Genomic DNA, 22,808 nt, shown 5'->3' on the forward strand with positions numbered 1-22,808 from the left:
CGGAGGCGAGGTAGATGAAGAATTCGGTCGTCTTCAGAGCCGACTTCGTCTCGGTCGACAGGCGACGGGGACGGTGCCCGACAGGGCCGGTGCCAGCAGGATCGTTGGGGTTGCCGGCCGGGGTCCCGAGGTTCATGGCGATGCATCCATCCAGTACGTGCGAAGCACTTCATGCACTCCACGAGGGCGGAAGCGCCGCGTCAAGATCAACGCTCCCAGCCCCCGACTACCCCATGTCCGCCACGTAAACCGCGGATAAAGCGAGCCGGCGAACGCTCCACCACCACACCGTCAGCGACCTCACCCTCGCAGTCCGAACCCAACACACCATCAGGTCTGCCGACCGTCCTCGCCCTCGTCCAGCTCCGGGCGCCCCCGCCGGGCGGAGGTACCGATCTTGGGCGGTGGGTTCCGTACGCCCCGACCGAATCGGATGTCCGTGGCTTCAGTACCACGGGGCGACCGGATGAGCAGCGACGATGGGTGTGCGGCCGCCCGCTGAGCGGGTGTCCACCAGTGGGCGCACGGTGCGCACAGAAGATCGGCGCCGGTGCGCCCTCGACGCCTCTTCAGCAGCGAGTGAGCCGCTGGACGGGAAGGCGCTGGCGAGTGGTCGCGGGATCTGTACCCGGGACAGCGGCCCTGCAGGCCGGCCGGTCAACCGGTCACGGCACACGGAGCCCTTGGCGCTGAGCGCCGGGGGCTCCGTGAGATGCACCTGGCCAAGCAAGAGGCCGTGCAGGCGCGGGAGTTGGGCCGAGCATACGGGCTCGCCGTCGCCTGACAGCGCTGTCCGGAACCGTTTTCCGGGCCGGTGCGGCACCGCGACCGGCCCGGTTCGGCGGTTGCGCGATGAAGGCAGCACGTCAATATCACGCAACTCGATTCACTCGATCGGGGAGTGCGTCCTGTCAGTTCTTTGACCTATCTCGGCCATTCACAGGGTGACGACTGATCGAATCGGTGCACAAGTAGGGCCTGTGGCATACGCGGGGCAAGACCCCGCGAGTGGGGGTCCGTCATATGTCCCATGCGCATGCCCGTCAAACCGGCCCCGCAGCGATGACCGGAACGGTAGGTCGGTTCCTGTCGGCCGAGGCATTGGACGTGCTGTCCTTCCGGGCCACCAGTAGCCCGCCTACCGTCCGCGTCTCCGGGGCCTGGTCGGCGGCGCGTCAAGCAGGACCGAAGGGGGAAGACAGTGACCACTCCCACCCCGCTCCGTACAGCGCTCGTCAACGGCAGCTTCGAAGAACCCAGTGGCGTCGAACGCTGGGAACTCGTACCGGACGCCTCCCAGACCCAGGCGCCACGGCGGGTGCCCGGCTGGCTGACCACCGCGCCCGACCACAGGATCGAACTGTGGCGGTCGGGCAACGCAGGCGTACCGGCTCCCGACGGGACGCAGTTCGCCGAGCTCAACGCCAACTCCGTGTCCACCCTGTACCAGGACCTGCCGACCACACCCGGCACGACGCTGTACTGGCGGCTGTATCACCGCGGGACCGCGGGCCAGGACACCATGGCACTGGACATCGGCGCGCCGGGAGCGGTGGTCGAGCAGCGGCGGTTCACCGACGGCAACACCGCCTGGGGCTACTACGTGGGCACCTACACGGTGCCGGCCGGGCAGACGACGACCCGCTTCGCCCTGCGCTCGGTGGCGGCGGCCGGAGGCAACCCCCGGGTCGGCAATCTCGTGGACGGGGTCTTCTTCGGCACCGCGCCCCTGGTGGTGCTCACCAAGTCCGCGATCCCCGAGGGGCCGCTGGAGGTGGGGGACGTCATCACCTACCGCGTCACCGCCAGGAACGAGGGCGGCAGCGCGGCCGAGAACCTCGTCCTGACCGACGCCATCCCCGCCGGAACGACCTACCTGCCCGGGTCGCTGCGCATCGTCGAGGGCCCCAACACCGGTGCCAAGACCGACGAGGCGGGCGACGATCAGGCGTACTTCGACGCCCAGGACAACCGGGTCGTCTTCCGCCTCGGCAGCGGGGCGACCAGCGGGCAGGGAGGCAGCCTGCCCAGCACCGAGACCGTGCCCGAGGGCACCACCGCGGAGTACCGGGTCACCATCGACGAGGCCAGTGCCGGCGGACGCGTCACCAACACCGCGACCGCCACCTACGAGAACCGCCTCGGTCCCACCCCCGAGCCGCTGACGGCCACGTCGAACGAGGCGGTGACCGAGGTCCGCGCGGCGGCCGACCTCAGGGTGGTCAAATCCGCCGACGCCACCACCGTCACCGTCGGCCAGACCGTCACCTACCGCATCACCATCCGCAACACCGGCCCCAACCAGGCCACAGGCGCCACGGTCACCGACCGGCTGCCCGACAACCTCGCCTTCCTCTCCGCCGCCGCGACCGCCGGCTCCTACGACCCGGCAACCGGCCGCTGGACGGTCGGAGACCTGGCCGACGGCGCCACCGCCACTCTCACCCTCCGGGCCAAGGCCACCCAGGCCGGCCCCCTCACCAACACCGCCACCGCGGACGCCGACGAGACCGACCCCCGCCCCGGGAACAACACCGACACCGTCACCATCTGCGTCGAGAACGCCAACTCCTGCGGCGCGGAATGCACCGTGGATCTCGACCCCCGCACCTGCAACTCCCTCACCCAGACCCCTCAAGGGCTGCTGGCGCCCCGTACGGTCCTGTCCGGCATCGCCCCGGGCGGCACCGTCGGCCGCTCCCGGTCGATCGACATCGACGTCACCGACACCGGCGGCCGCAACTGCCCCGACACCTGGAGCATCGGCGCCCGCCTGTCCCCCATCAGCGGCGAAGTCCACAACAGCTCCGAGGTCAACCTGCCGCGCACCGCCGCGTGGCGGCCCACCGGCGCGGCCGCGGTCCTGCCCGAAGCCGGGATCTACGAGGTCACCGCCACCGGCTGGGGACAGATCTGCGCCGTGGCCGGACCCCACACCAACCTGTGGGTCAGCCTCGGTCTGCGCATCGACGGGCAGGGCGTCATCGGCTCCGACCTCGTCGTCCAGCACCAGTTCACGATGAACACCGGCAGCAGCATGCAGGCCTGCGTCCTGGGCCAGGGCTCCGTCACCCGACGCGTACGCACCACCGGACGCATCGTCGTACGAGCCGTCGCCGCCCTCTCCGGCCCCGCGCCGACCGAGGACTCGGTGCTGCGCTACGCCCACATGAACAACGCACACCTGTTCTGGCACAAGATCAGCGACTAGGGAGCCCGGACATGAGCGACAGCACCAGCCCGTCCAGCACGCAGCCGCGCTACTTCACCAAGCCCGGTGAAGGCGTCCAGATCGTCCACAACCTCAAGGATCCCACTCCCTACACCGACCTCGGCTACGAAGAGGTCGACGAGGCCGCCTACCGGGCCACCCTGCCCGACCCGGACGAACCGCCCGTACTCAGCGAGCCCTGCGCCAACGACTGAACCCGCCGACGGCCGCACGGACACGCGACCGACACGGCCGGCACCGGCCAGGCCCCGACCGGCGGTGCCTCCCTGCCCGCGACCGCCGCGCGGGCCGGGAGGCACCGCCGTCCGGAAGCACCTCCGGCCCGGGAGCCAACGCCGGGCCGGCGCTCGACACCCCCGAGCAGGCACGTGCTCGCCGGGCGGTCACGGTGCCGCCCGTCGAGCACCCGGCAGGTCACGTCACTGGACGAAGACGACCGACCAGCCCGCGGGCCGAGTGAGCGTCTGGCCGATACGCAGGTACTCGACGTGGTACCCGGGTTCGCACCCGGGTGCGTGGAAGACCCACGCCACCTTGTCCGTCCGGTTGCCGAAGGTGACGTCTCCCTTCGCCGGGTCGCTGGACATGCAGGTACGCGGCGCCGGATTGGTGTACGTCGTGGTCCGACCGGCCTGCGTCATGTACGCCGTGCCGGTGGCCGCGCTCGCGGACGTGGTCAGCCCCACGGTGAGCAGGCCGGCGGCGGCCAGCGTGCCGGCCGACATGAGGAGGTCGCGCATCTGTTCCCCTTGCTGATCATTGGCGCCCTGTGGCGCCCGACCCCGGCCAGTAAAGCCCGTCAAGCCTGCCGGGTGACGGGCTTTGCCCCGTCTGAGGGGCGGCGTATCGAGGCTTTCCGGAGGCGTGGGCTCACGCCGGTCGTACCGGCTTCACCATTCCTTCGTGGTGTCGTGCTGGCCTCGTACCGCTCGACGGCTTCCCGTCCTGCGCGGGGCAGGCGTCGGCGAACCCGCCTTCACGGCCGGGCGGGGGCGTTCAGTCGGTCCACGCCCAGTCGGCGACTTCCGGCATGTCGGTGCCGTGTTCGCGGATGTAGGCGTGGTGGCGGGTGCGGGCGTCCTCCATCCGCTGCCGGACGACCGCGGCCTTCACCGCGAGGCCCGGGACGCGGTCGATGACGTCCATGACGAGCCGGTAGCGATCGAGGTCGTTGCGGACGACCATGTCGAAGGGCGTGGTGGTGGTACCCGTCTCCTTGTAGCCGCGGACGTGCAGGTTGCCGTGTCCGGTACGGCGGTAGGCGAGACGGTGGATGAGCCAGGGGTAGCCGTGGTACGCGAAGACCACCGGCTTGTCGGGGGTGAACAGCGCGTCGTACTCGGCGTCGGTCATGCCGTGCGGGTGCTCCTCGTGCGGCATGAGCCGGGCCAGGTCCACCACGTTGACCACCCGCACCGCCAGGTCGGGCAGTTCGGCGCGCAGGAGGCTGACCGCCGCGAGGACCTCCTGGGTGGGGACGTCACCGGCGCACGCGAGGACCGCGTCGGGATCGCCCGCCTCGTCCTGTGTACCGGCCCAGTCCCAGATCCCGGCGCCGCGCGCGCAGTGGGCGCGCGCCTGGTCGAGGGAGAGCCAGTCGAACGTGGGCTGCTTGCCGGCCACCACGACGTTCACGTGGTCGCGGCTACGCAGCACGTGGTCGGCCACCGACAGCAGGGTGTTGGCGTCCGGCGGCAGGTAGACCCGCACGACGTCGGGGCTCTTGTTGAGGACGTGGTCGACGAAGCCCGGGTCCTGGTGCGAGAAGCCGTTGTGGTCCTGGCGCCACACATGGGAGGTGAGCAGGTAGGTGAGCGAGGGGACGGGGGCCCGCCACGGCAGGGCACGGGACGTCTTCAGCCACTTGATGTGCTGGTTGACCATGGAGTCGACGATGTGGACGAACGCCTCGTAGCAGGAGAACAGCCCGTGGCGGCCGGTCAGCAGGTACCCCTCCAGCCAGCCCTGGCACAGGTGCTCGGAGAGGATCTCCATGACCCGGCCGTGCCGGTCCAGGTGCTCGTCCGTGCCGAGGGTCCGCTCCTGCCACGCCTTGCCGGTCGCCCCGTAGACGGCCTGCAACCGGTTGGAGGCGGTCTCGTCCGGCCCCACCAGGCGGAAGTCGCGCCGCGCCGCGGTGTCCGCCATCACCTGTTCGAGGAGCTCGCCGAGCACCTGCGTGGGCTCGTGGCGGCCCGCGCCGGGCTTCTCCACGGGGACGGCGAAGCGCTCCAGAGGGGCGATCGGCAGGTCCCGCGTGAGGAGTCCCCCGTTGGCGTGCGGAGTCGCCCCGAGCCTGCGCTTCCCCTCCGGTACGCACTCCAGCACCCGGGGGCGGGGACGGCCCAGGTCGTCGAAGAGCTCTTCGGGGCGGTACGAGCGCAGCCACGCCTCCAGCTGCGCCAGGTGTCGCGGGTTCTCGCGGACGCCGGACAGGGGCACCTGGTGCGCGCGCCAGGTGCCCTCCACCGGCTGTCCGTCCACCTCGGCGGGGCCCGTCCAGCCCTTGGGCGTCCGGAGGACGATCACCGGCCAGCGCGGCCGGCCGGTGACGCCGTGCTCGCGGGCGGCGCTCTGGACGGCGGCGATCCGGTCCAGGGCCCGGTCCATGGCGGCGGCCATCGCCCGGTGCACTTCGGCCGGGTCGTCACCGGACACGTGGAGGGGGTCGTGACCATAGCCGCGCAGCAGTTCGTCCAGCTCCTCGCGCGGCAGGCGCGACAGGACCGTCGGGTTGGCGATCTTGTAGCCGTTGAGGTGGAGCACGGGCAGCACGGCGCCGTCGTGGACGGGGTCGAGGAACTTGTTGGCGTGCCATGAGCCGGCGAGCGGGCCCGTCTCCGCCTCGCCGTCCCCGATGACGCAGGCCACCACCAGGTCCGGGTTGTCGAGCGCCGCGCCATGGGCGTGGGCGAGGGAGTAGCCGAGTTCGCCGCCCTCGTGGATCGAGCCGGGGGTCTCGGGGGCCACGTGGCTCGGCACGCCGCCGGGGAAGGAGAACTGCCGGAAGAGCCGCTCCATGCCGCTGCCGTCCCTGGGCACGCCGGGGTAGACCTCGCTGTAGCTCCCCTCCAGCCACGAGTTGGCCAGCACCGCGGGTCCGCCGTGGCCGGGTCCCCAGACGCACAGCGCGTTCAGGTCCCGGGCCCTGATCACCCGGTTGAGATGGGTGTGCACCAGGTTGAGGCCGGGTGACGTACCCCAGTGGCCGAGCAGCCGGGGCTTGATGTGCTCGGGCCGCAGGGGTTCCCGCAGCAGGGGGTTGCGCATCAAATAGATCTGGCCCACGGCGAGGTAGTTCGCGGCGCGCCAGTGGGCGTGCAGGGCGTCGAGCTCCTCCGCCGACAGGGTGGTGGGGGCGGCCTCGCCGTCGCTCATGAGCTTCTCCGTTTCGTGGACCGGACAGGGCAAGGATGCGTCGTGGCCGGGTGCGCCGCACGGTGGCGCCTCCGGGGTTCCGCCCGCCGCGCGGGACCGGCAGGGGCCGGTCGGCCCCACGCGCGGTCCATGAGGTCCGGGTTCCGGTCTGCCGGACGAACATGCGGCGCGGGGGAAGGATGTCCGGAACCGGTGCCCGGGGGGTGCCGGGGTCAGACGCGCAGAGGGGCCCGCCACACGAGGCGGGTCCCGCTCCCCGCCGGTCCTTCGATCCCGAACGTGCCGCCGACCGCACGTGCTCGCTCCCGCAGGTTGGCGAGGCCGCTGCGCCGGCCCGCCTCGGGGACGCCCACACCGTTGTCCGCCACCGTCAGGACGACCTCGTCGGTCGTGGCCCGCACGGTGACCTCCACCCGCGTGGCGCGCGCGTGGCGTGCCGCGTTGCTGAGCGCCTGCGTCAGTGCCGCCACCACGTGGTCGGCCACCTCGGCCGGCACGTCGGTGTCCAGCAGGCCCTCCCTGCTGAGCCTCGGCGGATGGCCCAGCGCCGGGGCGGCTTCCCCCACGGCCCGGGCGACCTGAGCGCGCAGGCTGGGTCCGGTGTCCTCACGCGTGCCCGGAGACCGAAGATCGTCGATCGGATGATCCTGATCGTCTCGTCGAGGTCGCCGACCGCCCGCTCGACCCGCTCGGCGGCCCCCTTGTGCTCGACCAGACGACGAGCTTCGCGGCGTACGCCCGGTCACCGCCGCCGGTAGCCATCAGGGCTGTCCCCGGCCCGGGGCGTTCGTGCCGGGCCGGGGGTGAGCCAGGAATACGGTGCGTGCGGGGGGGGCGGTGCGGGCGGGGGCGCGGTGCGGCGCCCCCCGTCTCCCGGCCGGTGTCAGCTCGCGAACGGTACCTGCGCCGGGTGCTCCGGCCGGGTGGTGCGCGGGTGGTGCCACAGGCCCTGTCCGGCCAGGCGGGGCAGCACTCCCTCACCGAACCAGTACGCCTCCTCCAGGTGCGGATAGCCGGAGAGCACGAACTCGTCGATGCCGAGGGCGTGGTACTCCCGGATGCGCTCGGCGACCTCGTCGTGGCTGCCGACCAGCGCGGTGCCCGCGCCGCCGCGTACGAGGCCGATGCCGGCCCACAGGTTGGGGTGGATCTCCAGGCCCTCGCGGCCCCCGCCGTGCAGGGCGAGCATGCGCCGCTGTCCCTCCGACTCGCTGCGGGCCAGCCCGGCCTGCACGGACCGCACCGTCTGCGGGTCGAAGCCCGCCAGCAGGCGGTCCGCCTCGGCCCATGCCTGTGCCGAGGTGTCGCGGGTGATGACGTGCAGGCGGATGCCGAAGCGGGGTGTGCGCCCCTCCTTCGCGGCCGACCGCCGGATCCAGGCCACCTTCTCGGCTACCTGGGCGGGCGGCTCGCCCCAGGTGAGGTACACGTCGGCGTGCCGGGCGGCGACCTCACCGGCCACGGGCGAGGAGCCGCCGAAGTAGATCTCCGGAACCGGGTCGGGGAGGCGGGCCAGCCGGGCCCCCTGGACGCGGAGGTGCTCCCCGGCCAGGTCGACGGTCCCGCCCGCCCACAGTTCCCTGACGATCAGCAGGAACTCGTCGGTGCGGCGGTAGCGGGCGTCCTTGTCGAGGAAGTCGCCGTAGGCGCGCTGTTCGTGGCTCTCGCCGCCCGTGACGACGTTGAGCAGGAGCCGTCCGCCGCTCTGCCGCTGGAAGGTGGCGGCCATCTGCGCGGCGAGGGTGGGCGAGACGGAGCCGGGGCGGAAGGCGACCAGGAACTTCAGGCGCTCGCTCTGCTGGGAGACCATCGCCGTGGTCAGCCAGGCGTCCTCGCACCAGGCACCGGTGGGGGTGAGCGCACCCACGAAGCCGAGGTCCTCGGCCGCGCGGGCGATCTGGCCCAGGTAGGCCACCGTCGGCGGCCGGTCCCGTCCGGACGCGGTGGCCGGGGTGCCGTGGCCACCGCCGACGACATGGCGGCTGTCGCCGTTGGTCGGGAGGAACCAGTGGAAGGTGAGGGACACGTGAGGTCTCCGATCTGAGGGTCCGCCGCCCGCTGGTCGCCGGCCGCCGGGGGGAGGTGTGCGGGCCGGGCCGGGGCGGGGAGTGCCGGCGTCCGCCCGACGGGCGGGGCCGCGGGCCGGGCGGGACCGCGCGGACACGAACTAGAGCAGGCCGTGGCGTGGTGGCCGCGTGCCGTTCAGCACGTAACGGCCGATGTGCTGGATCTTCCAGCGGGCCGGGTCGTGCAGGGTGTGGGTACGGGCGTCGCGCCAGTGGCGGTGGAGGTTGAGCGAGTCGAGCGCGGAACGGGTGCCGGCGACCTCGAACAGGGCGCCGGCCACCTCGACCGCCGTGTGCGCCGCGTGCGCCTTGGCGGCGGCCACGGCGATCGACGCCTCGGCCGCCGAGTCGTCGGTGAGGTGGGCGCGCGCCGCGTCCACCGTGCGGGCCGCCTCACGGAGCAGCGCTTCGGACGCCCTGACCCGTACGGCGAGTTCACCGAACCGCTGGATCAGCAGGGGGTCCTCGGTGGCCGTCTCGGCTCCGCTCTCGAACCAGGGGCGGCTCTTGGTGCGGACGAACGCGGCGGCTTCGGCCAGGGCGCCCCCGGCGATCCCCGCGTCGATCGCCGCGTGCAGCAGCTGGGCCACCGCGCCGTGGAGCTGGGGCCCTTGGAAGGTGAGGTGGTGGGGCAGGACGCGGTCGGCCGGGACGGGCACGGCGTCGAGCCGCACCGTACCGCTGGCCGTCGTGCGCTGGCCCATTCCGTCCCAGTCGTCGACCACGGTGAGGCCGGGGGCGTCCCGGGGGACGTACGCCACGTGCAGGTTCCCGTCCTCGGTACGGGCGAGGACCGGGACCCAGTCGGCGAACAGCGCGCCGGTCGCGTAGTGCTTGACGCCGGTGAGGACGTACGAGCCGTCGGGCCGTGGTGCGAGGCGGGTACGGATGTCCTGGACATGCCGGGTGCCCGCCTCGGACTGGGCGTTGCCGAAGCGGCGTCCGGCGAGCACCTCGGCGAAGAGGAACCTCCGTTGCTCCTCGGTGCCCTGGCGGCGTATCACCCCGACGTAGACGAAGTGGCTCTGCGGGATCTGGGCGAGGCTGCCGTCGGCCGAGGCGAGCAGCCGGAAGATCTCGGCGAGGGTGGACGCGCCGACGTCCGCGCCGCCGTGCTCGGCGGGGACGGTGACGGCGAGGAGCCCCGAAGCGGACAGCTTCTCCACCTCCCGGCGCGGCAGCCTGCGTTCGGCGTCCCTGGCGGAGGCGCCGGCGCGGAACTCCCCGGCCAGGGCGGCGGCCACGGAAAGGGCTTCGGCGTCGTCGGCGATCACGTGCGCGGTCATGGTGTTCAGCCCGCCGCGGCCAGGACCGGAGTGCGGCCCAGCGCCGCCGAGAACCGGTCGACCACCTGGGAGAGAGCCTGGTCGGCGGGCGCCGCGACGGCGAGGGAGCCGTCGTCCCGCACCGTGATGTCCTTGTCGAGGGTGAACCAGCCCTGCACGATGTGGGCCGCGCCCATGGAACTCAGGACCGGGCGCAGCGCGTAGTCGATGGCCAGGACGTGCGCCGTCGATCCGCCGGTGGCGAGCGGCAGCACGGTCTTGCCGGCCAGCGCGTACTGCGGGAGCAGGTCGAGGAGCGCTTTGAGCACACCGCTGTACGACGCCTTGTAGACGGGGGTGCCGACGACCACGCCGTCCGCGCGGGCGAACAGCTCTGTCGCCCCGACGATGGCGGGGTGCCGGAAGTCGGCGCCGAGCAGGGCCTCGGCGGGGATGGTACGGACGTCCAGCGGGGTCACCTCGTGGCCCTGCGCGACGAGCCGGTCGTCGAGGTGGCGGAGCAGGCGGTTGGTGCGGGAGGAGGCGGAGGGGCTGCCGGAGACGGACAGGACGGTGGCCATGGGTCCTCTATTCGGGGAGCGGGGCGCCCGCGCGCGGCGGGCGCCCCTGGGAGGGTCAGGAGTACCAGGTGGGTTCGGGCAGTTCGCCCTCGAGGACCCAGCGGCCGACCTCGCGTCGCTTGTAGGCGACGGGGTCGTGCAGGGTGTGGGTGCGGACGTTGCGCCAGAAGCGGTCCAGGCCCTCGGCGGTGGTGGTGGAGCGGGCGCCGGTCACCTCGAAGATGCGGTTGGTGACCTCCAGGGCGACCTCGGTGGCGCGGGCCTTGACGGCCGCCACCCGCACCTCGAACTCGCCGCGGGCCTGCTCCGTGACCGCGTCGGGGTCGTCGTGCAGCTTCTGGCCCTCGTGGGCGACGGCGTCGGCGAGCGCCTCGGCGGCCCACAGCTTCGCGGTGAGGTCGCCGTAGGTGTCGATGACATGGGGCTCGTCGACCGCGCGGTCGTGGCCACCGTGCAGCCAGGGCCGGGTCCTGCCGCGGGTGTAGGTGGCCGCCGTCTCCAGCGCGCCGCCGGCGATACCGAGGTAGAAGTTGACGAAGACCAGCTGGATGGTGGGAACGTTGAGGGTGTTGTAGGTGCGCGGCCGGAACTCCTTGTCGACGTAGCCGGCCGCGGAGGACCACGGGGTGCGGACGCCGTCGATGGTGACGCTTCCGCTCTCGGTGAGCCGCTGGCCGATGTTGTCCCAGTCGTCGTGGAAGGTCAGGCCCTCGCTGCCGGACGGCACGATCGCGAACACGTGCTGGTCGGTGCCGTCCAGGACGCCTTCGAGGACGGTGACGTCGGAGACCTTGCTGCCGGTGGAGAAGGTCTTGCGGCCGGTGAAGACGAGGTCGTCGCCGTCCTCGGTGACGACGACGTCCTTGTCGCGCGGGTTGACCGCCCCTCCGAAGAACCAGCGGTGGCGCGCGGCCTCGGCCTCGACGTGCTCCCACTGCTCGCGGGTGCCGACCAGGCGGGCGGCCCAGTTCCACAGGTAGTGGTAGCCGAGGAGCTGGCCGATGGAGCCGTCGGCCTTGGCGACCTCGCGTACGACGCGGTAGGCGGTGGGCCACTCCTGGCCGGCGCCCCCGTGTTCGACGGGGCCGAGCAGGGTCACCAGACCGGAGTCCTTGAGGAGCTGGACCTCGGCGTAGGGGGTTGCGCCGGCGCGGTCGCGGGCGGCGGCGTCGGTGGCGAGGACCGCGGCGACCTCGGCGGCGCGTGCGATCCAGTCCTGGGCGGTCACCGGGGTGGGGCCGGCCTGCCAGTGCGTGGGCGTGGTGGTGCTCATGCGATGACCTCTTTCGTGGTGAGCGGCGGTGCGGGGAGAGGAGGTGCGGAGGGGCGCGGGCGGCGCGGGGAGGTCAGGCGTGGGCGGGGACGGACCGGGTCCCGTGGTCGTCCGGAAGCCGCGCCTCCAGCTCTCGTACGAGGGGCAGGACGCGTTCGCCGAAGTACGCGACCTCCTCGTGGTAGTGCAGGAAGCCCAGGAGCAGCAGGTCGACGCCGATCCGGCGGTAGGCGACGATGCGCTCGGCGATCTGCTCGGGGGTGCCGATCAGGCCGGTGCGGAAGCCGTCGTTGTACTGGACCAGGTCCTCGAAGGAGGAGTCCTGCCACATGCCCTTGCCGTCGGCGGTGGACCGGCCGGCCTGCTTCACGGCGGCGCCGAAGCCCTCGACGGCCTCGGAGTCGGCCTTCGCGATGATCTCCCGGAGGGTGTCCCGGGCCTCGGCCTCGGTGTCGCGGGCGATGAGGAAGGCGTTGAGGCCGAACCTGGGCGCGGTGCGGCCCGCCTGGGCCGCCGAGGCGCCCACGTCGCGGATCTGCTCGGCGACTCCGTCGAAGTCGTTGCCGTTGGAGAAGTACCAGTCGGAGACCCGGCCGGCCATCTGCCGGGCTGCGGTGGAGTTGCCTCCCTGGAAGATCTCCGGGTGAGGGCGCCCGGGGGTGCTGAGCGGCTTCGGCTTGAGGGAGAAGTCGCGCAACCGGTAGAAGTCCCCCGCGAGTTCGGTGTGGTCCTCGGTCCAGATCTGGCGCAGGGCGCGGATGAACTCCTCGGAGCGGCGGTAGCGCTCGTCGTGCTCCAGCCAGGGTTCGCCGAGTGCGGTGAACTCGCTCTTGAACCAGCCGCTGACGACGTTGACGGCGAAACGGCCGCCGGACAGGTGGTCGGCGGTGGCGCCGAGTTTGGCCAGGACGCCCGGGTGCCACAGGCCGGGATGGACGGCGGCGATGATCTTCAGGCGCTCGGTGGCCAGGAGGAGGGCGAGGCTGAAGCTGGTCGACTCGTGCTGGAACTCGGCCCCGTAGCCGGCCATGTAGCGGACCTGGCTGAGCGCGTACTCGAAGCCGTTGTTCTCGGCCAGGACGGCGAGTTCGCGGTTGTAGTCGTACCCCCAGTCCGTGCGCTGCTCGATCTTGCTGGTGACCAGTCCCCCGCTGACATTGGGGACCCAGTAGGCGAATTTCACGGGCGCGGGCATGCGGAACTCCTGTTGCGGAACGCGGCGGCGATTCAAGAACGCCGACCGGGAAAAGGGACGGGCGAATGCAGCGCGAATTCAGGCGGCGCCGCACGCGAACAGCGCGTGTGGAGACGGCGCGGACCGGGGCGGTGCGGCGGGGTGGGGAATCGGCGGTGGCCTGTGCGGCGACGGCCGTGGCGCGGGAAAGGAGCGGCGGATCGCGGGGATCAGGCCGCTGGGCGACAGGAGGCGCTGGAGACGCGCGCGAGGTCGACATGGCGTCGCCGCGTGAGGTCCAGTCGCATCTTCATGCCGTCGATCGTGGCAGTCGCCGGTCGGGGCAGTCAAGGGAAACCCGACCGGACTCACGTCGCGGACCATTGAATTCACGAAGGTGTGACAGGGAAACCCTTGAACCGGTTCCGCGAAGGCCGGAATTCTTCCGGTCGTGCGCACCGAACAACTGGAGTACATCGCCGCGGTGACGCGGCTCGGCTCGCTGCGCCGGGCCGCGGAGGAACTGCGCCTGTCGCAACCGGCGTTGAGCGAGACCGTCAGGAACCTGGAACGCGAACTCGGGGTCGATCTCCTGGAACGCAGGCGCTCCGGGGCGACGATGAGCGCGGAGGGCCGGGAGCTGCTGCCGCACATCGTCGGCGTGCTGGAGGCGGTGGACCGGCTGCGGGCCGCGGCGGGCGAACAGCACCGGGTCAGCCGCATGGTGCGGGTGGGTACGGTGAACGCGGCGACCGTGCCGCTGCTCATCCCGGTGGTGCGCGCCTTCCGTGCCGCGCATCCCGTCACCCAGGTGGAGGTGGTCGCCGCGCAGCAGACGGACATCCACCGGGCCCTGGCCGAGGGCGGTCTCGACCTCGGCCTGGTGAACCACCTGGAGGGCGACGATCCGCCGGCCGCCCTGGAGTCGACGCGGCTCCTGCACGGGCGGCCGGTGGTGTGCGTACGGCCCGACAGCCCGCTCGCGTCCCGGGCCGCGGTGAGCGGGGAGGACCTGCTGGCCCAGCCGTTGATCGCGATGCGTTCCGGTTACGTCATGAACCGCTACGTCCACCGGCTCCTGGACGGTCGCTCCCCGTGCTTCTCGTACTCCACCGACGGCGCGGAGATGGGCAAGCTGATGGTCGCCGAGGGGCTCGGGGTGACCGTCCTGCCCGACTTCAGCGTGGTCGGGGATCCGCTGGAGCGGCTCGGCGCGATCACGTACCGGCCGCTGGCGGGCGACACGACCCGGGTGCTGCTGATGCTGCAACGGCGCAGGGCCGCGTCCGTGCCGCGGGCGGCGCGGGACCTGCGGGAGGCGTTCGTACGCCGGGCCGGGGACCTGGGCGGGACGTTGAGCGCCCCGCCGGACCGGGCGGCCGGCGGGGCGGAGGACTGAGGCACGGGGGTCGAGGCACGCGCCCGGTCCCGCGTACTCCGGGGGCGTCACCGGCCGGGCGCACGGCGCACCTCGGCCGGCCGTACGGACGCCTCGGCCGGGCGTACGGCGTACGCGGGGAAGACGGCCGGGAAAGGACTGGACACCGGGTGTGGGGCTCCCGGCGGTCGACACCGGAGATCGGGGTAGCCGTACTCCATGAGTGCGCGAGGACAGGACGGAGCCGCCGACCGGCTGTGGCGGACCGCCGGCGAAGGGTTCGGCTGGCGGGAGCTGCGGCCGGGGCAGCTGTCGGCGATGGAGCAGGTCATGGCCGGGCGGGACACCCTGGTGGTGATGCCGACCGGGGCGGGCAAGTCCGCCGTCTACCAGGTGCCCGCCCTGCTGCTCGACGGCCCCACCGTGGTGGTGTCGCCCCTGCTCGCCCTCCAGCGCGACCAGATCGCAGGGCTGCCGGCGCGCCACGCCCGGCGCGCGGTCGCCGTCAACTCGGCGCAGACGGCGAGCGGGACGGCGGAAGCGTGGGAAGCGGTGGACTCCGGGTCCGCCACGTACGTGTTCCTCTCCCCCGAGCAGCTCGCCAAGGACGAGGTGCTGGAGCGCCTGGAGCGGGCGGCACCGGCCCTGTTCGTCGTCGACGAGGCGCAGTGCGTCTCCGCCTGGGGGCATGACTTCCGGCCCGACTACCTGCGCCTGGCGCAGGCGGCGCGACGCGTGGGCCGCCCGCCGCTGCTGGCGCTGACGGCGACGGCCGCCCCGCCGGTGCGGCAGGAGATCGTCGACCGGCTCGGGATGGACGAGCCCGCCCTGGTCGTCGCCGGGTTCGACCGGCCGAACATCGCGTTGCACGTGAGCCGGTTCCTGGACGACGACGACAAGCGGCGCGCCGTGGTGGAGCGGGCCGCCGGTGAACCGAAGCCCGGCCTCGTGTACGCCGCGACCCGCAAGGACACCGAGCGGTACGCCGACGAGCTGGCGGGCCTGGGCCTCGCGGCCGCCGCGTACCACGCGGGGCTGCGCGGCGAGGAACGGTCACGGGTACACGACGCGTTCCTCGACGGGACGCTGGACGTGGTCGTGGCGACCTCCGCGTTCGGCATGGGCATCGACAAGGAGGACGTGCGCTTCGTGCTGCACGCCTCCATTCCGGGTTCCCTGGACGCGTACTACCAGGAGGTCGGCCGCGCGGGCCGCGACGGCAAGCCGGCCCTCGCGGTGCTGCACTACCGGCCCGAGGACACCGGGATGCGCAACTTCTTCGCCGCCCGCACACCCGGCGACGACACCCTGGGCAAAGTCGCCGAACACCTGGACGGCCAGGAGGCGCCCCTCCCCCTGGACGAGCTGCGCGAGGAGACGGGGCTGTCCCGAAACCGCCTCACGGCCGCGGTGAGGAGGAGGCCGGGGCCGCCCACACCGACGACGAGGGCGCGCTGCGGGCCGATCCCGGCGTGTCCGCCGACGAGGCGGTCGAACAGGCCGGCGAGGCCGCACGGGCGCGGAAGCGGCTGGAACGCACGCGCGTGGAGATGGTGCGCGCCTACGCCGAGACGACCGGCTGCCGCCGCCGCTTCCTCCTGGGCTACTTCGGGGAGCCCTACGAGGCGCCCTGCGGGAGCTGCGACGTGTGCGAAGCGGCGGCCGGGGACGCCCCGGTGGCGGACGGCACCCCGTTGGCCGGCCGCGCGGACGCCAAAAGCCCCCGGAGCGCGGACGTCGCCGGCGGCGCGGGCGGCGCCGGCGACGGGCGGGCGCCCGACACGGCCGGGTCGCCCTTCGGTGCCGGGGCGCGGGTGCGCCACCGGGAGTGGGGCGACGGGTCGGTGCTCAGCGAGGAGGGCGACCGCGTCACGGTCTTGTTCGACACCATGGGGTACCGCACCCTGTCGCTGCCCGCCGTGGCCGGCGGGGACCTGCTGTCGGTGCTCGAACGGCCGGGGGGCTGAGGACCCGGCTCAGCCCGGCGGCGGTCCGAGCGGGCGCTGCTCCAGGGCCCTGGCGACCCCGTACAGATTGGCCGCCATCGCCCGGCCCGTCCGGTCGGACCAGTCGTGGCCCCGCTCGTCGTCGAGGTAGTCGGGGCCGGCTCCCGGCCCGAGGTGCCAGTAGGTCCAGGCCTGGCCGGGGACGGTGTAGCCGATGTCGCCGAGGGCGCCGGCGATCTCGCTGATCACATGGTGGGCGCCGTCCTCGTTGCCGGTCACCACGACCCCCGCGACCCGGTTGTACGCCACCGGCCTGCCCGTGTCGTCCGTCTCCGAGATCATCGCGTCCATCCGCTCCAGGACCCGCTGGGCCACCGAGGAGGGACGTCCCAGCCAGGTCGGCGAGGCCATGATGAGGATGTGGGTGTCCAGGAGCATGCGGTGCACCTCGGGCCACTGGTCGCCCCCGCCCTCGTCCCCGGTCACCCCGGGTTTGATGTTCAGGTCGACGGCGCGGAGGAAGCGCACCTCGACGCCGAGGGCGACGAGTTGGCGGGCGACGACATGGGCCAGCGCGTGGGTGTTGGACGGCTCGGGCGATTCCTTGAGTGTGCAGTTGATCACCAGTGCTTTCATGCCGTCCCCAGTACCCAGACGCCACAGGTCGAGACGGCTCCCGGTCCCCGATCGAGTGAGTATGAAAGGCCCGGCACGGGGCAACCGGTCTTCCTGAGACGTGGAGGGTGCCATGACCATGACGGAGCAGCCGGCCGGGTCGCAGGAGCGGGACACCGGCGCCGGCGCCGCCTGCGCGTGCGGGCACGGCATCGGGGACGACCCTGTCGCGGAGCGGCCGGAGACGGCGCGCGAGCGGGTCAACCGGCGGTGGAACGAGATCCTCCAGGAGACCCGGGTCGCCCAGACGGGCGTACAGATCCTCTTCGGGTTCCTGCTCAGCGTGGCGTTCACCCCGCTGTTCCGGGATCTCGCCACCTTCGACCGGGTGGTCTACGTCCTGACGGTGGTCCTCGGAGCGGCGGCCACCGGGTCGCTGATAGCGCCCGTCTCGATCCACCGCTTCCTGTCCGGGCAGCGCATGAAGGACGAGGTGGTGGAGGCGGCGAGCCGGCTGATGATGTGCGGCATGGTGCTTCTCGCGCTGACCATCGGGTGCACGCTCCTGCTCATCCTCCACGTCGTGGTGCCGGGCCTGCTCGCCGAAGTGCTGGTCGGCGGCGTGATGTTGTGGTTCGCCCTGTGCTGGTACGCGCTGCCGCTGTGGCTGCGCCGGCGGGGCGCCGGGCGCCCGGACGGCCACGGCCGCTGACCCCCCTGGCGTACGGCTGCGTACCCAGGTGGTCCTCCCGGCTCCCGGTTCTCCTGGCCCTCCCGGCGCTCTCAGTACAGGACCATCGCGAACGTCACGATGCTCCCGGCCGGCCCCGACGCGACGGTGAGGCGATCGGTGATCAGCCGGGTGAGCCACAGACCCCGGCCGCGGCAGGCGCCGTTGACGCCGGGGGCGAGGTCGGGGATGACGTCCTCGGTGAAGCCCGGGCCCCGGTCCGTGACGCGGCACTCCAGTTCCTTGGCGGTCCTGGCCAGCTCCAGCAGACCGTGCCCGCCGGCGTGCTGGACGACATTGCCGGCCACGGCGTCCATGGCCACGACGAACTCGCCGCGCCGGGGTTCCGGGAGCCCGCAGAGGGCCGCGCAGCTCTCCACCAGCACGCGCAGCCGCGGGATGTCCGCGCTGCCGAAACGGCGGCGCAGCAGCAGTTCCTCACCGATGCCGGGCGGGCCCCCGGCCGATTCCACCGCCATGGCCCTACCCCGCCACATCGAGAGCGGCGGGATCCGCACCGAGGCGGCGCAGCAGGCCCGCGTGCCGCTCGCGGCAGCGGATCCGTACGGGCCGGTGGACCGGCGCCCGGTCGAGCAGGAGTACGAGCTCGGTCGCGGACTCGACGCCGAGGAACCCCGTGCGCGACAGGTCCACCGTGAGGAACCCGGCAGGCGGCTCGGGGCCGCGGAGCAGGTCGGCGAGAGCACGGGCGAACCGGCCGTGCGTCACCGCGTCCGCCTCGCCGATGACGCACAGGGTGCCGTCGCCGTGCCGGCACCTCAGGTGGCCGAGGCGGGGCAGCAGGTTCTCCGGGTGGGCCCGGCACATCGACTCCAGGACCGGCTCGGGGAAGCGCCGCCGGTCGTAGGCGCACACCTCGCTGTAGAAGCCGTCGGTGAAGAGGTGGCCGGCCCGCCGCTCGCGGTCCATCATCAGGTCGAGGTCGGCGCCCAGGTCGGCGACCCAGCCCATGTCGATGTACGTCCGCAGCCCGGTGAACCCCTGCTCGCGGGCGGCCCGCGACTCCTCGACGATGCGCTGCCACTGCCGGTCGGCGGTGAACCGCCGGTCCGGCAGGATCAGTTCCCGCATGCTGTTCAGCTCCAGTTGCGCCCTCTCGTACCCGGACGCGGGCAGCGGCCCGGGGGCTTCCTGCAGCCGCGACCGGACCTGTGCCTCGGTCAGACGCGGCGGTCCGAGGACGATGACCTTCTCGCCGCGGGCCAGCCCGGACCAGACGAACGCGGCCAGGACGTCCCAGCCGGGCGCATCGTCGTCGTAGCACAGGAACGCGTGGTGCCCGGGGCCCATGCGCTGCACGGGTAGCGTCCCCGGGTGGTGCTCATCGCCGGCGAGCACGCCCACCTCACCACCCCCGTGTAACCGCCGTGTGGCGCTACGTTACCAACCTTCGCGGGTCCTCACTGACGCTCCTGGGCGTCCGGGTGCCTCTCGCGCAGCGCGTCGCCGGGCAGCGGCCCCTTGGGGGCGGCGGGGCCGGGCTCGTCCTCCGCCCGCTCGGCGGGCCCGTCCTCGTGCTCCCGACGGCCCCTGCGCTTCTCGTCCTCGAGCCGCCTGCGGACCTCTTCGGGCTTGTCTCCGAGCTGGTTCACGTCCCACTCCGTCCCGTCGTCGCGGGGGTCGCACGACCCGCTTCCGCCGTCAGCGTCACACAGACCCGCCCCGCCCGCACGCGGCGCCGGCCGCCGCCCCGGGGCCCGGAGGGGCGAGGGCGGTGGTACCGGCGGGTGGTACGGGGGGCGCGTACCCGATGACCCGGGAGCCGCGGGGCCGGGAGCCGGAGGGCCCGGGAGCCGCGGGGCCGGGAGCCGGAGGGCGGGAGCCGGAGGGCGGGAGCCGGAGGGCGGGAGCCGGAGGGCGGGGGCATCGGGCGGGACCGGTGAACCCTCGGTATTGGTCCGGACCTTTGTATTGCCGCCTGGTTCGGCCGGGCGTCAAGCTGCGGGTATGGAACTGGAGTTGCGGCACCTCAGGACGATCAGGGCCATCGCGGACGCCGGCAGCCTCACCAAGGCCGCCACGGCCCTGGGCCTCGCGCAGCCGGCGCTGAGCGCCCAGCTGAAGCGGATCGAGCGCTCACTGGGCGGCGAACTGTTCGAGCGCGGGCGCCAGGGGGTGCGCGCGACGGCGCTCGGGGCCCTGGTGCTCGACCGGGCCCGGGTCGTCCTGCCCGCGGTGCGGGAACTCCAGGAGGAGGCCGCGCGGTTCGCCCGGTCGGGCTCGCCGGCCGGCGCGGAACGGCGGTCCCTGCGCATCGGCGGGACGCACGGGCCGCTGCTGGGCGGGCTCGTCGACCGGATCGCGTCCGACGACCCGGGCGTCGCGGTGCTGACCCGGACGTCGTGGTCGGAGCGCGAGATCGCCGCCTGTACCGCCGAGGGCGGGCTCGACTACGCGTTGATCGGCACGTGCGGGGAGAGCGCGCCGCCCGAACCCGGCCGGCTGGTGTGGACCGAGGTGGCACGCGACCCGGTGTTCGTGATGCTGGCCGCCGGCCATCCGCTCGCCGCGCGGCGGGAAGTGGGGCTTCACGAGCTGGCCGGCGAGTCGTGGACGGACGTGCCGGGCGACGGGTGCTTCGCGGACTGCTTCACCGCCGCGTGCGTACGCGCCGGGTTCACCCCGGCGTCCGTGTACGAGACGGACATCGCCTCCTGCGTCCACCTGGTGCAGGTGGGCCGGGCCGTGGGCCTGTGCCGGGCCACGTTCCCCGACACCCCGGGCATGGTGACCCGTCCGCTGGCGGGCACGCCCCTGCTGTGGCGGCACCTGCTCGGCCGGCACCCGCACGCGTCCGCCGCGGTGGACGCGGCCCGGATGGCCGGTCACCTGGGCGCGGCGCACCGGGCGGCGGTGGCCCGCAGCGGGAGCTACACCCGGTGGCTGGCGGCCCGTCCGGGCCCGGCCCGGGACCCCGGCCCGGCACGGGAAGGCGGCACGGCACGGGAAGGCGGCACGGCGCGGGGGCGCGGCACGGCGCGGGGGCGCGGCAGGGCCGCCCGGTGACCCCATAACGCCGTGCAGGGGGCCGAGTGGGAGCTCCCCCGCCGGGCCCGGGCTCCCTACGGTGTCGGAACACCTCCCCACCCCCCACCTCCGACACCGAGGAGACCCCTCCATGTTCCACCGACACGCCAGAGCCGCGTGCGTGGGCGCCGCGACCGTGGGCGCGCTGGTCATGACGGCACTGCAAGGAGCCGCGGCCGCGCCGTCGGACGGCCGTGGCCCGGGCCCCGCGCCCGCGCCGTCGGCCCGTACGGCGGCCGCCACGCTCGCCGTGTCCGCCGTACGGCCGGATGTGCTGCGGGCCATGCAGCGGGACCTGGGGCTCACCCCGGCCCAGGCGCGGCAGCGGCTGGTCAACGAGGCGGAGGCGGGCGCGACCGCCGCCCGCCTCCGCCAGCGGCTGGCCGGTTCGTACGCGGGTGCCTGGGTCGAGGGGGAGGCGTCGTCCGTCCTCACGGTCGCCACCACCCGGGCGGCCGACGCGGCGGCGATCAGGGCGAGCGGCGCCGAGGCCGACGTCGTCGGGCACAGTCTCGCGGAACTCGACCGCACCAAGGCGGCCCTGGACCGCGCGGCGCGCGCCGCCGCCACCTCCGGCGTACCCGTCTGGTACGTCGACGTCCGCACCAACTCCGTGGTGGTCCGCGCCGCCGACCGGGAGGCCGCGGCGTCGCTGACCGCCCGCGTCGGCGCCGCCGACCGGTCCCGGATACAGGTCCTGGCGACCCGGGAGCAACCGCGCGCGCTGTACGACATCCGGGGCGGTGACGCGTACTACATGGGCGGCTCGGGCCGGTGCTCGGTGGGCTTCCCGGTCACCCGCGGGACCCAGCAGGGCTTCGCGACGGCCGGGCACTGCGGCCGGGCCGGCACCACCACGACCGGGTACAACCGGGTGGCGCAGGGATCGTTCCAGGCCTCGACGTTCCCCGGCCGGGACACCGCCTGGGTGGCGACCAACACCAACTGGACCGCGACCCCGTACGTGAAGGGCGCGGGCGGCGCGAACGTCCAGGTCACCGGCTCCGTGCAGCAGCCGGTCGGCGCCTCGATCTGCCGCTCGGGCTCCACCACGGGCTGGCACTGCGGCACCATCCAGCAGCACAACACCAGCGTGACGTACCCGGAGGGGACCATCACCGGGGTGACCCGCACCTCGGTGTGCGCCGAGCCGGGCGACTCCGGCGGCTCGTACATCTCGGGCAGCCAGGCCCAGGGCGTCACCTCCGGCGGCTCGGGCGACTGCCGCAGCGGCGGTACGACGTACCACCAGCCGATCAACCCGCTGCTGGAGGCGTACGGGCTGACGCTGAAAACCACCACCGGCCCCGAGGACCCGCCGGACCCGGGCGAGCCCGGCGGCACATGGGCGGCCGGCACCGTCTACCGGGCGGGTGACCAGGTCACGTACGGCGGTGCGACGTACCGCTGTCTGCAGGGCCACCAGGCGCAGGCCGGGTGGGAACCACCGAACGTCCCGGCGCTCTGGCAGCGCGGCTGACGGTGCGCGCCGCGCCCGTCCGGGCGCCGGGCCGTGGGGGCGCGTGCCGTGACCGGCGACGGTCACGGCACGCGCGTACCCCTGCCCGCGCAGGTCCACGTGCGTGGGGGCTCCGGCGGCGCCCCGCGTCAGCGCCCCCGCGGTCCAGCGCCGTCGCGGCGCTCGCGTACCGCCCTCACTCGGGCGACCGCGACCGACGCCCTGTCGAGGAGCCACACCGTGCTCAGCGAGAAGAGGGCGAAGCAGAGGAAGAAGGCCACGACGGCCGCGAGGAGGAGCAGCGGGACCGCGGTGGAGGCCGAGCCCCGGAACAGCGACCCGGCCGCGCCGCCGGCCGCGCCCACGACGGGCACGAGCACCGCCACGAGAACCACCCGCCCCCGGTGGGGCGCGGCGTCGTCGTCCTCCGGGCACGCGTGACCGTCGCCGTGCCACGTGCGCCCCACGCGCCGCGGGTCGTGATCCTGCTCCTGGTCGTCGCTCGGTCCTTTGCTCACAGTGATCCAGTGTGCGGCCCGGCCGCCCCTTTCGAAAGCGCGTTCCAAGTCCTGGATGCCCCGGCGCCCAGCACGCCGGTGCGTGCCGAGCCCGTGCCGGTGTCGGCCGGCGGCGCGGGGCCGGGCCCGGTGTGCGTCCGGGACC

Annotated in this window: 18 protein-coding genes and 3 pseudogenes; 7 read left to right on the top strand and 14 right to left on the bottom strand. The window is 73.5% G+C overall.

What is annotated here, in order from left to right; translation table 11 throughout:
• Positions 1-1,201: 1,201 nt before the first annotated feature.
• Both IE109_RS26920 and IE109_RS26925 read left to right on the top strand, forming a co-directional pair.
• Positions 1,202-2,587, top strand: a pseudogene (locus tag IE109_RS26920) (CLIPPER-2 domain-containing protein); the annotation flags it as partial.
• 635 nt (positions 2,588-3,222) lie between these two features.
• Positions 3,223-3,426, top strand: coding sequence for a hypothetical protein (locus IE109_RS26925; protein WP_189553953.1), 204 nt, complete (start codon positions 3,223-3,225; stop codon positions 3,424-3,426).
• A 225-nt stretch (positions 3,427-3,651) separates the two neighbouring features.
• On the opposite strand, the gene IE109_RS26930 is transcribed toward IE109_RS26925, so the two are convergent.
• The 9 genes and pseudogenes from IE109_RS26930 to IE109_RS34115 all read right to left on the bottom strand — a co-directional run bounded on the left by IE109_RS26930 (position 3,652) and on the right by IE109_RS34115 (position 13,283).
• Positions 3,652-3,972, bottom strand: a complete 321-nt coding sequence (locus tag IE109_RS26930) for a hypothetical protein (protein ID WP_189553954.1) — start codon at positions 3,970-3,972, stop codon at positions 3,652-3,654.
• A 256-nt stretch (positions 3,973-4,228) separates the two neighbouring features.
• Positions 4,229-6,610 (bottom strand): phosphoketolase family protein, encoded by a 2,382-nt coding sequence (locus tag IE109_RS26935; protein ID WP_189553955.1) that lies wholly within the window; start codon positions 6,608-6,610, stop codon positions 4,229-4,231.
• Positions 6,611-6,822: 212 nt separating this feature from the next.
• Positions 6,823-7,340: pseudogene (locus IE109_RS26940) on the bottom strand (sensor histidine kinase); the annotation flags it as partial.
• A gap of 153 nt (positions 7,341-7,493) precedes the next feature.
• On the bottom strand, positions 7,494-8,636 hold the full coding sequence (locus IE109_RS26945; RefSeq protein ID WP_189553956.1) for an LLM class flavin-dependent oxidoreductase: 1,143 nt from the start codon (positions 8,634-8,636) through the stop codon (positions 7,494-7,496).
• Positions 8,637-8,777: 141 nt separating this feature from the next.
• Positions 8,778-9,962: an SfnB family sulfur acquisition oxidoreductase gene (locus tag IE109_RS26950; protein ID WP_189553957.1), complete on the bottom strand. Its 1,185-nt coding sequence runs from the start codon at positions 9,960-9,962 to the stop codon at positions 8,778-8,780.
• Between the two features lie 5 nt (positions 9,963-9,967).
• The gene (gene ssuE / locus IE109_RS26955; RefSeq protein WP_189553958.1) at positions 9,968-10,522 is read right to left on the bottom strand and encodes an NADPH-dependent FMN reductase; all 555 of its coding nucleotides are present in this window, start codon (positions 10,520-10,522) and stop codon (positions 9,968-9,970) included.
• 55 nt (positions 10,523-10,577) lie between these two features.
• A complete protein-coding gene (locus tag IE109_RS26960; RefSeq protein ID WP_189553959.1) occupies positions 10,578-11,795 on the bottom strand; it encodes an acyl-CoA dehydrogenase family protein in 1,218 nt (405 codons plus the stop codon).
• 73 nt (positions 11,796-11,868) lie between these two features.
• Positions 11,869-12,990, bottom strand: coding sequence for a dimethylsulfone monooxygenase SfnG (sfnG, locus tag IE109_RS26965; RefSeq protein WP_189553960.1), 1,122 nt, complete (start codon positions 12,988-12,990; stop codon positions 11,869-11,871).
• A gap of 209 nt (positions 12,991-13,199) precedes the next feature.
• On the bottom strand, positions 13,200-13,283 hold the full coding sequence (locus IE109_RS34115) for a putative leader peptide (RefSeq protein WP_366877399.1): 84 nt from the start codon (positions 13,281-13,283) through the stop codon (positions 13,200-13,202).
• Positions 13,284-13,420: 137 nt separating this feature from the next.
• On the opposite strand from IE109_RS34115, the gene IE109_RS26970 reads away from it, so the two are divergent.
• Both IE109_RS26970 and IE109_RS26975 read left to right on the top strand, forming a co-directional pair.
• On the top strand, positions 13,421-14,368 hold the full coding sequence (locus tag IE109_RS26970) for a LysR family transcriptional regulator (RefSeq protein ID WP_189553961.1): 948 nt from the start codon (positions 13,421-13,423) through the stop codon (positions 14,366-14,368).
• Positions 14,369-14,566: 198 nt separating this feature from the next.
• Positions 14,567-16,314 (top strand): annotated as a pseudogene (locus tag IE109_RS26975) (RecQ family ATP-dependent DNA helicase).
• A 9-nt stretch (positions 16,315-16,323) separates the two neighbouring features.
• Here IE109_RS26975 and IE109_RS26980 read toward each other — a convergent pair.
• Entirely contained in the window at positions 16,324-16,929 is a 606-nt protein-coding gene (locus IE109_RS26980) for a flavodoxin family protein (protein WP_189553962.1), read from the bottom strand.
• Positions 16,930-17,041: 112 nt separating this feature from the next.
• Here IE109_RS26980 and IE109_RS26985 point away from each other — a divergent pair, with 112 nt between their 5' ends.
• On the top strand, positions 17,042-17,620 hold the full coding sequence (locus IE109_RS26985) for a DUF6328 family protein (RefSeq protein ID WP_189553963.1): 579 nt from the start codon (positions 17,042-17,044) through the stop codon (positions 17,618-17,620).
• Positions 17,621-17,691: 71 nt separating this feature from the next.
• On the opposite strand, the gene IE109_RS26990 is transcribed toward IE109_RS26985, so the two are convergent.
• From IE109_RS26990 to IE109_RS27000, 3 genes are all read right to left on the bottom strand, one after another.
• Positions 17,692-18,117, bottom strand: a complete 426-nt coding sequence (locus tag IE109_RS26990; protein WP_189553964.1) for an ATP-binding protein — start codon at positions 18,115-18,117, stop codon at positions 17,692-17,694.
• 4 nt (positions 18,118-18,121) lie between these two features.
• The gene (locus tag IE109_RS26995) at positions 18,122-18,997 is read right to left on the bottom strand and encodes an MEDS domain-containing protein (protein WP_189553965.1); all 876 of its coding nucleotides are present in this window, start codon (positions 18,995-18,997) and stop codon (positions 18,122-18,124) included.
• A gap of 62 nt (positions 18,998-19,059) precedes the next feature.
• Positions 19,060-19,251, bottom strand: coding sequence for a hypothetical protein (locus IE109_RS27000; protein ID WP_189553966.1), 192 nt, complete (start codon positions 19,249-19,251; stop codon positions 19,060-19,062).
• Between the two features lie 355 nt (positions 19,252-19,606).
• Here IE109_RS27000 and IE109_RS27005 point away from each other — a divergent pair, with 355 nt between their 5' ends.
• The gene (locus tag IE109_RS27005; protein ID WP_189553967.1) at positions 19,607-20,665 is read left to right on the top strand and encodes a LysR family transcriptional regulator; all 1,059 of its coding nucleotides are present in this window, start codon (positions 19,607-19,609) and stop codon (positions 20,663-20,665) included.
• A gap of 112 nt (positions 20,666-20,777) precedes the next feature.
• Positions 20,778-22,166, top strand: coding sequence for a carbohydrate-binding protein (locus IE109_RS27010; RefSeq protein WP_189553968.1), 1,389 nt, complete (start codon positions 20,778-20,780; stop codon positions 22,164-22,166).
• A gap of 128 nt (positions 22,167-22,294) precedes the next feature.
• Here the strand turns inward: IE109_RS27010 and IE109_RS27015 are convergent, their stop codons facing one another.
• Positions 22,295-22,663, bottom strand: coding sequence for a hypothetical protein (locus tag IE109_RS27015; protein WP_189553969.1), 369 nt, complete (start codon positions 22,661-22,663; stop codon positions 22,295-22,297).
• Between the last annotated feature and the right edge of the window lie 145 nt (positions 22,664-22,808).

Origin of the sequence: Streptomyces lavendofoliae, from assembly GCF_014649735.1 — a bacterium.
In the GTDB taxonomy this organism is placed as follows: domain Bacteria; phylum Actinomycetota; class Actinomycetes; order Streptomycetales; family Streptomycetaceae; genus Streptomyces; species Streptomyces lavendofoliae.

Excerpts from the sequence above, each read along its gene's own strand:
- IE109_RS26925 (WP_189553953.1), top strand. The coding sequence starts at position 3,223 with ATGAGCGACAGCACCAGCCCGTCCAGCACGCAGCCGCGCTACTTCACC.
- IE109_RS26930 (WP_189553954.1), bottom strand. The coding sequence starts at position 3,972 with ATGCGCGACCTCCTCATGTCGGCCGGCACGCTGGCCGCCGCCGGCCTG.
- IE109_RS26935 (WP_189553955.1), bottom strand. The coding sequence starts at position 6,610 with ATGAGCGACGGCGAGGCCGCCCCCACCACCCTGTCGGCGGAGGAGCTC.
- IE109_RS26950 (WP_189553957.1), bottom strand. The coding sequence starts at position 9,962 with ATGACCGCGCACGTGATCGCCGACGACGCCGAAGCCCTTTCCGTGGCC.
- ssuE (WP_189553958.1), bottom strand. The coding sequence starts at position 10,522 with ATGGCCACCGTCCTGTCCGTCTCCGGCAGCCCCTCCGCCTCCTCCCGC.
- IE109_RS26960 (WP_189553959.1), bottom strand. The coding sequence starts at position 11,795 with ATGAGCACCACCACGCCCACGCACTGGCAGGCCGGCCCCACCCCGGTG.
- sfnG (WP_189553960.1), bottom strand. The coding sequence starts at position 12,990 with ATGCCCGCGCCCGTGAAATTCGCCTACTGGGTCCCCAATGTCAGCGGG.
- IE109_RS34115 (WP_366877399.1), bottom strand. The coding sequence starts at position 13,283 with ATGAAGATGCGACTGGACCTCACGCGGCGACGCCATGTCGACCTCGCG.
- IE109_RS26980 (WP_189553962.1), bottom strand. The coding sequence starts at position 16,929 with ATGAAAGCACTGGTGATCAACTGCACACTCAAGGAATCGCCCGAGCCG.
- IE109_RS26985 (WP_189553963.1), top strand. The coding sequence starts at position 17,042 with ATGACCATGACGGAGCAGCCGGCCGGGTCGCAGGAGCGGGACACCGGC.
- IE109_RS26990 (WP_189553964.1), bottom strand. The coding sequence starts at position 18,117 with ATGGCGGTGGAATCGGCCGGGGGCCCGCCCGGCATCGGTGAGGAACTG.
- IE109_RS27005 (WP_189553967.1), top strand. The coding sequence starts at position 19,607 with ATGGAACTGGAGTTGCGGCACCTCAGGACGATCAGGGCCATCGCGGAC.
- IE109_RS27010 (WP_189553968.1), top strand. The coding sequence starts at position 20,778 with ATGTTCCACCGACACGCCAGAGCCGCGTGCGTGGGCGCCGCGACCGTG.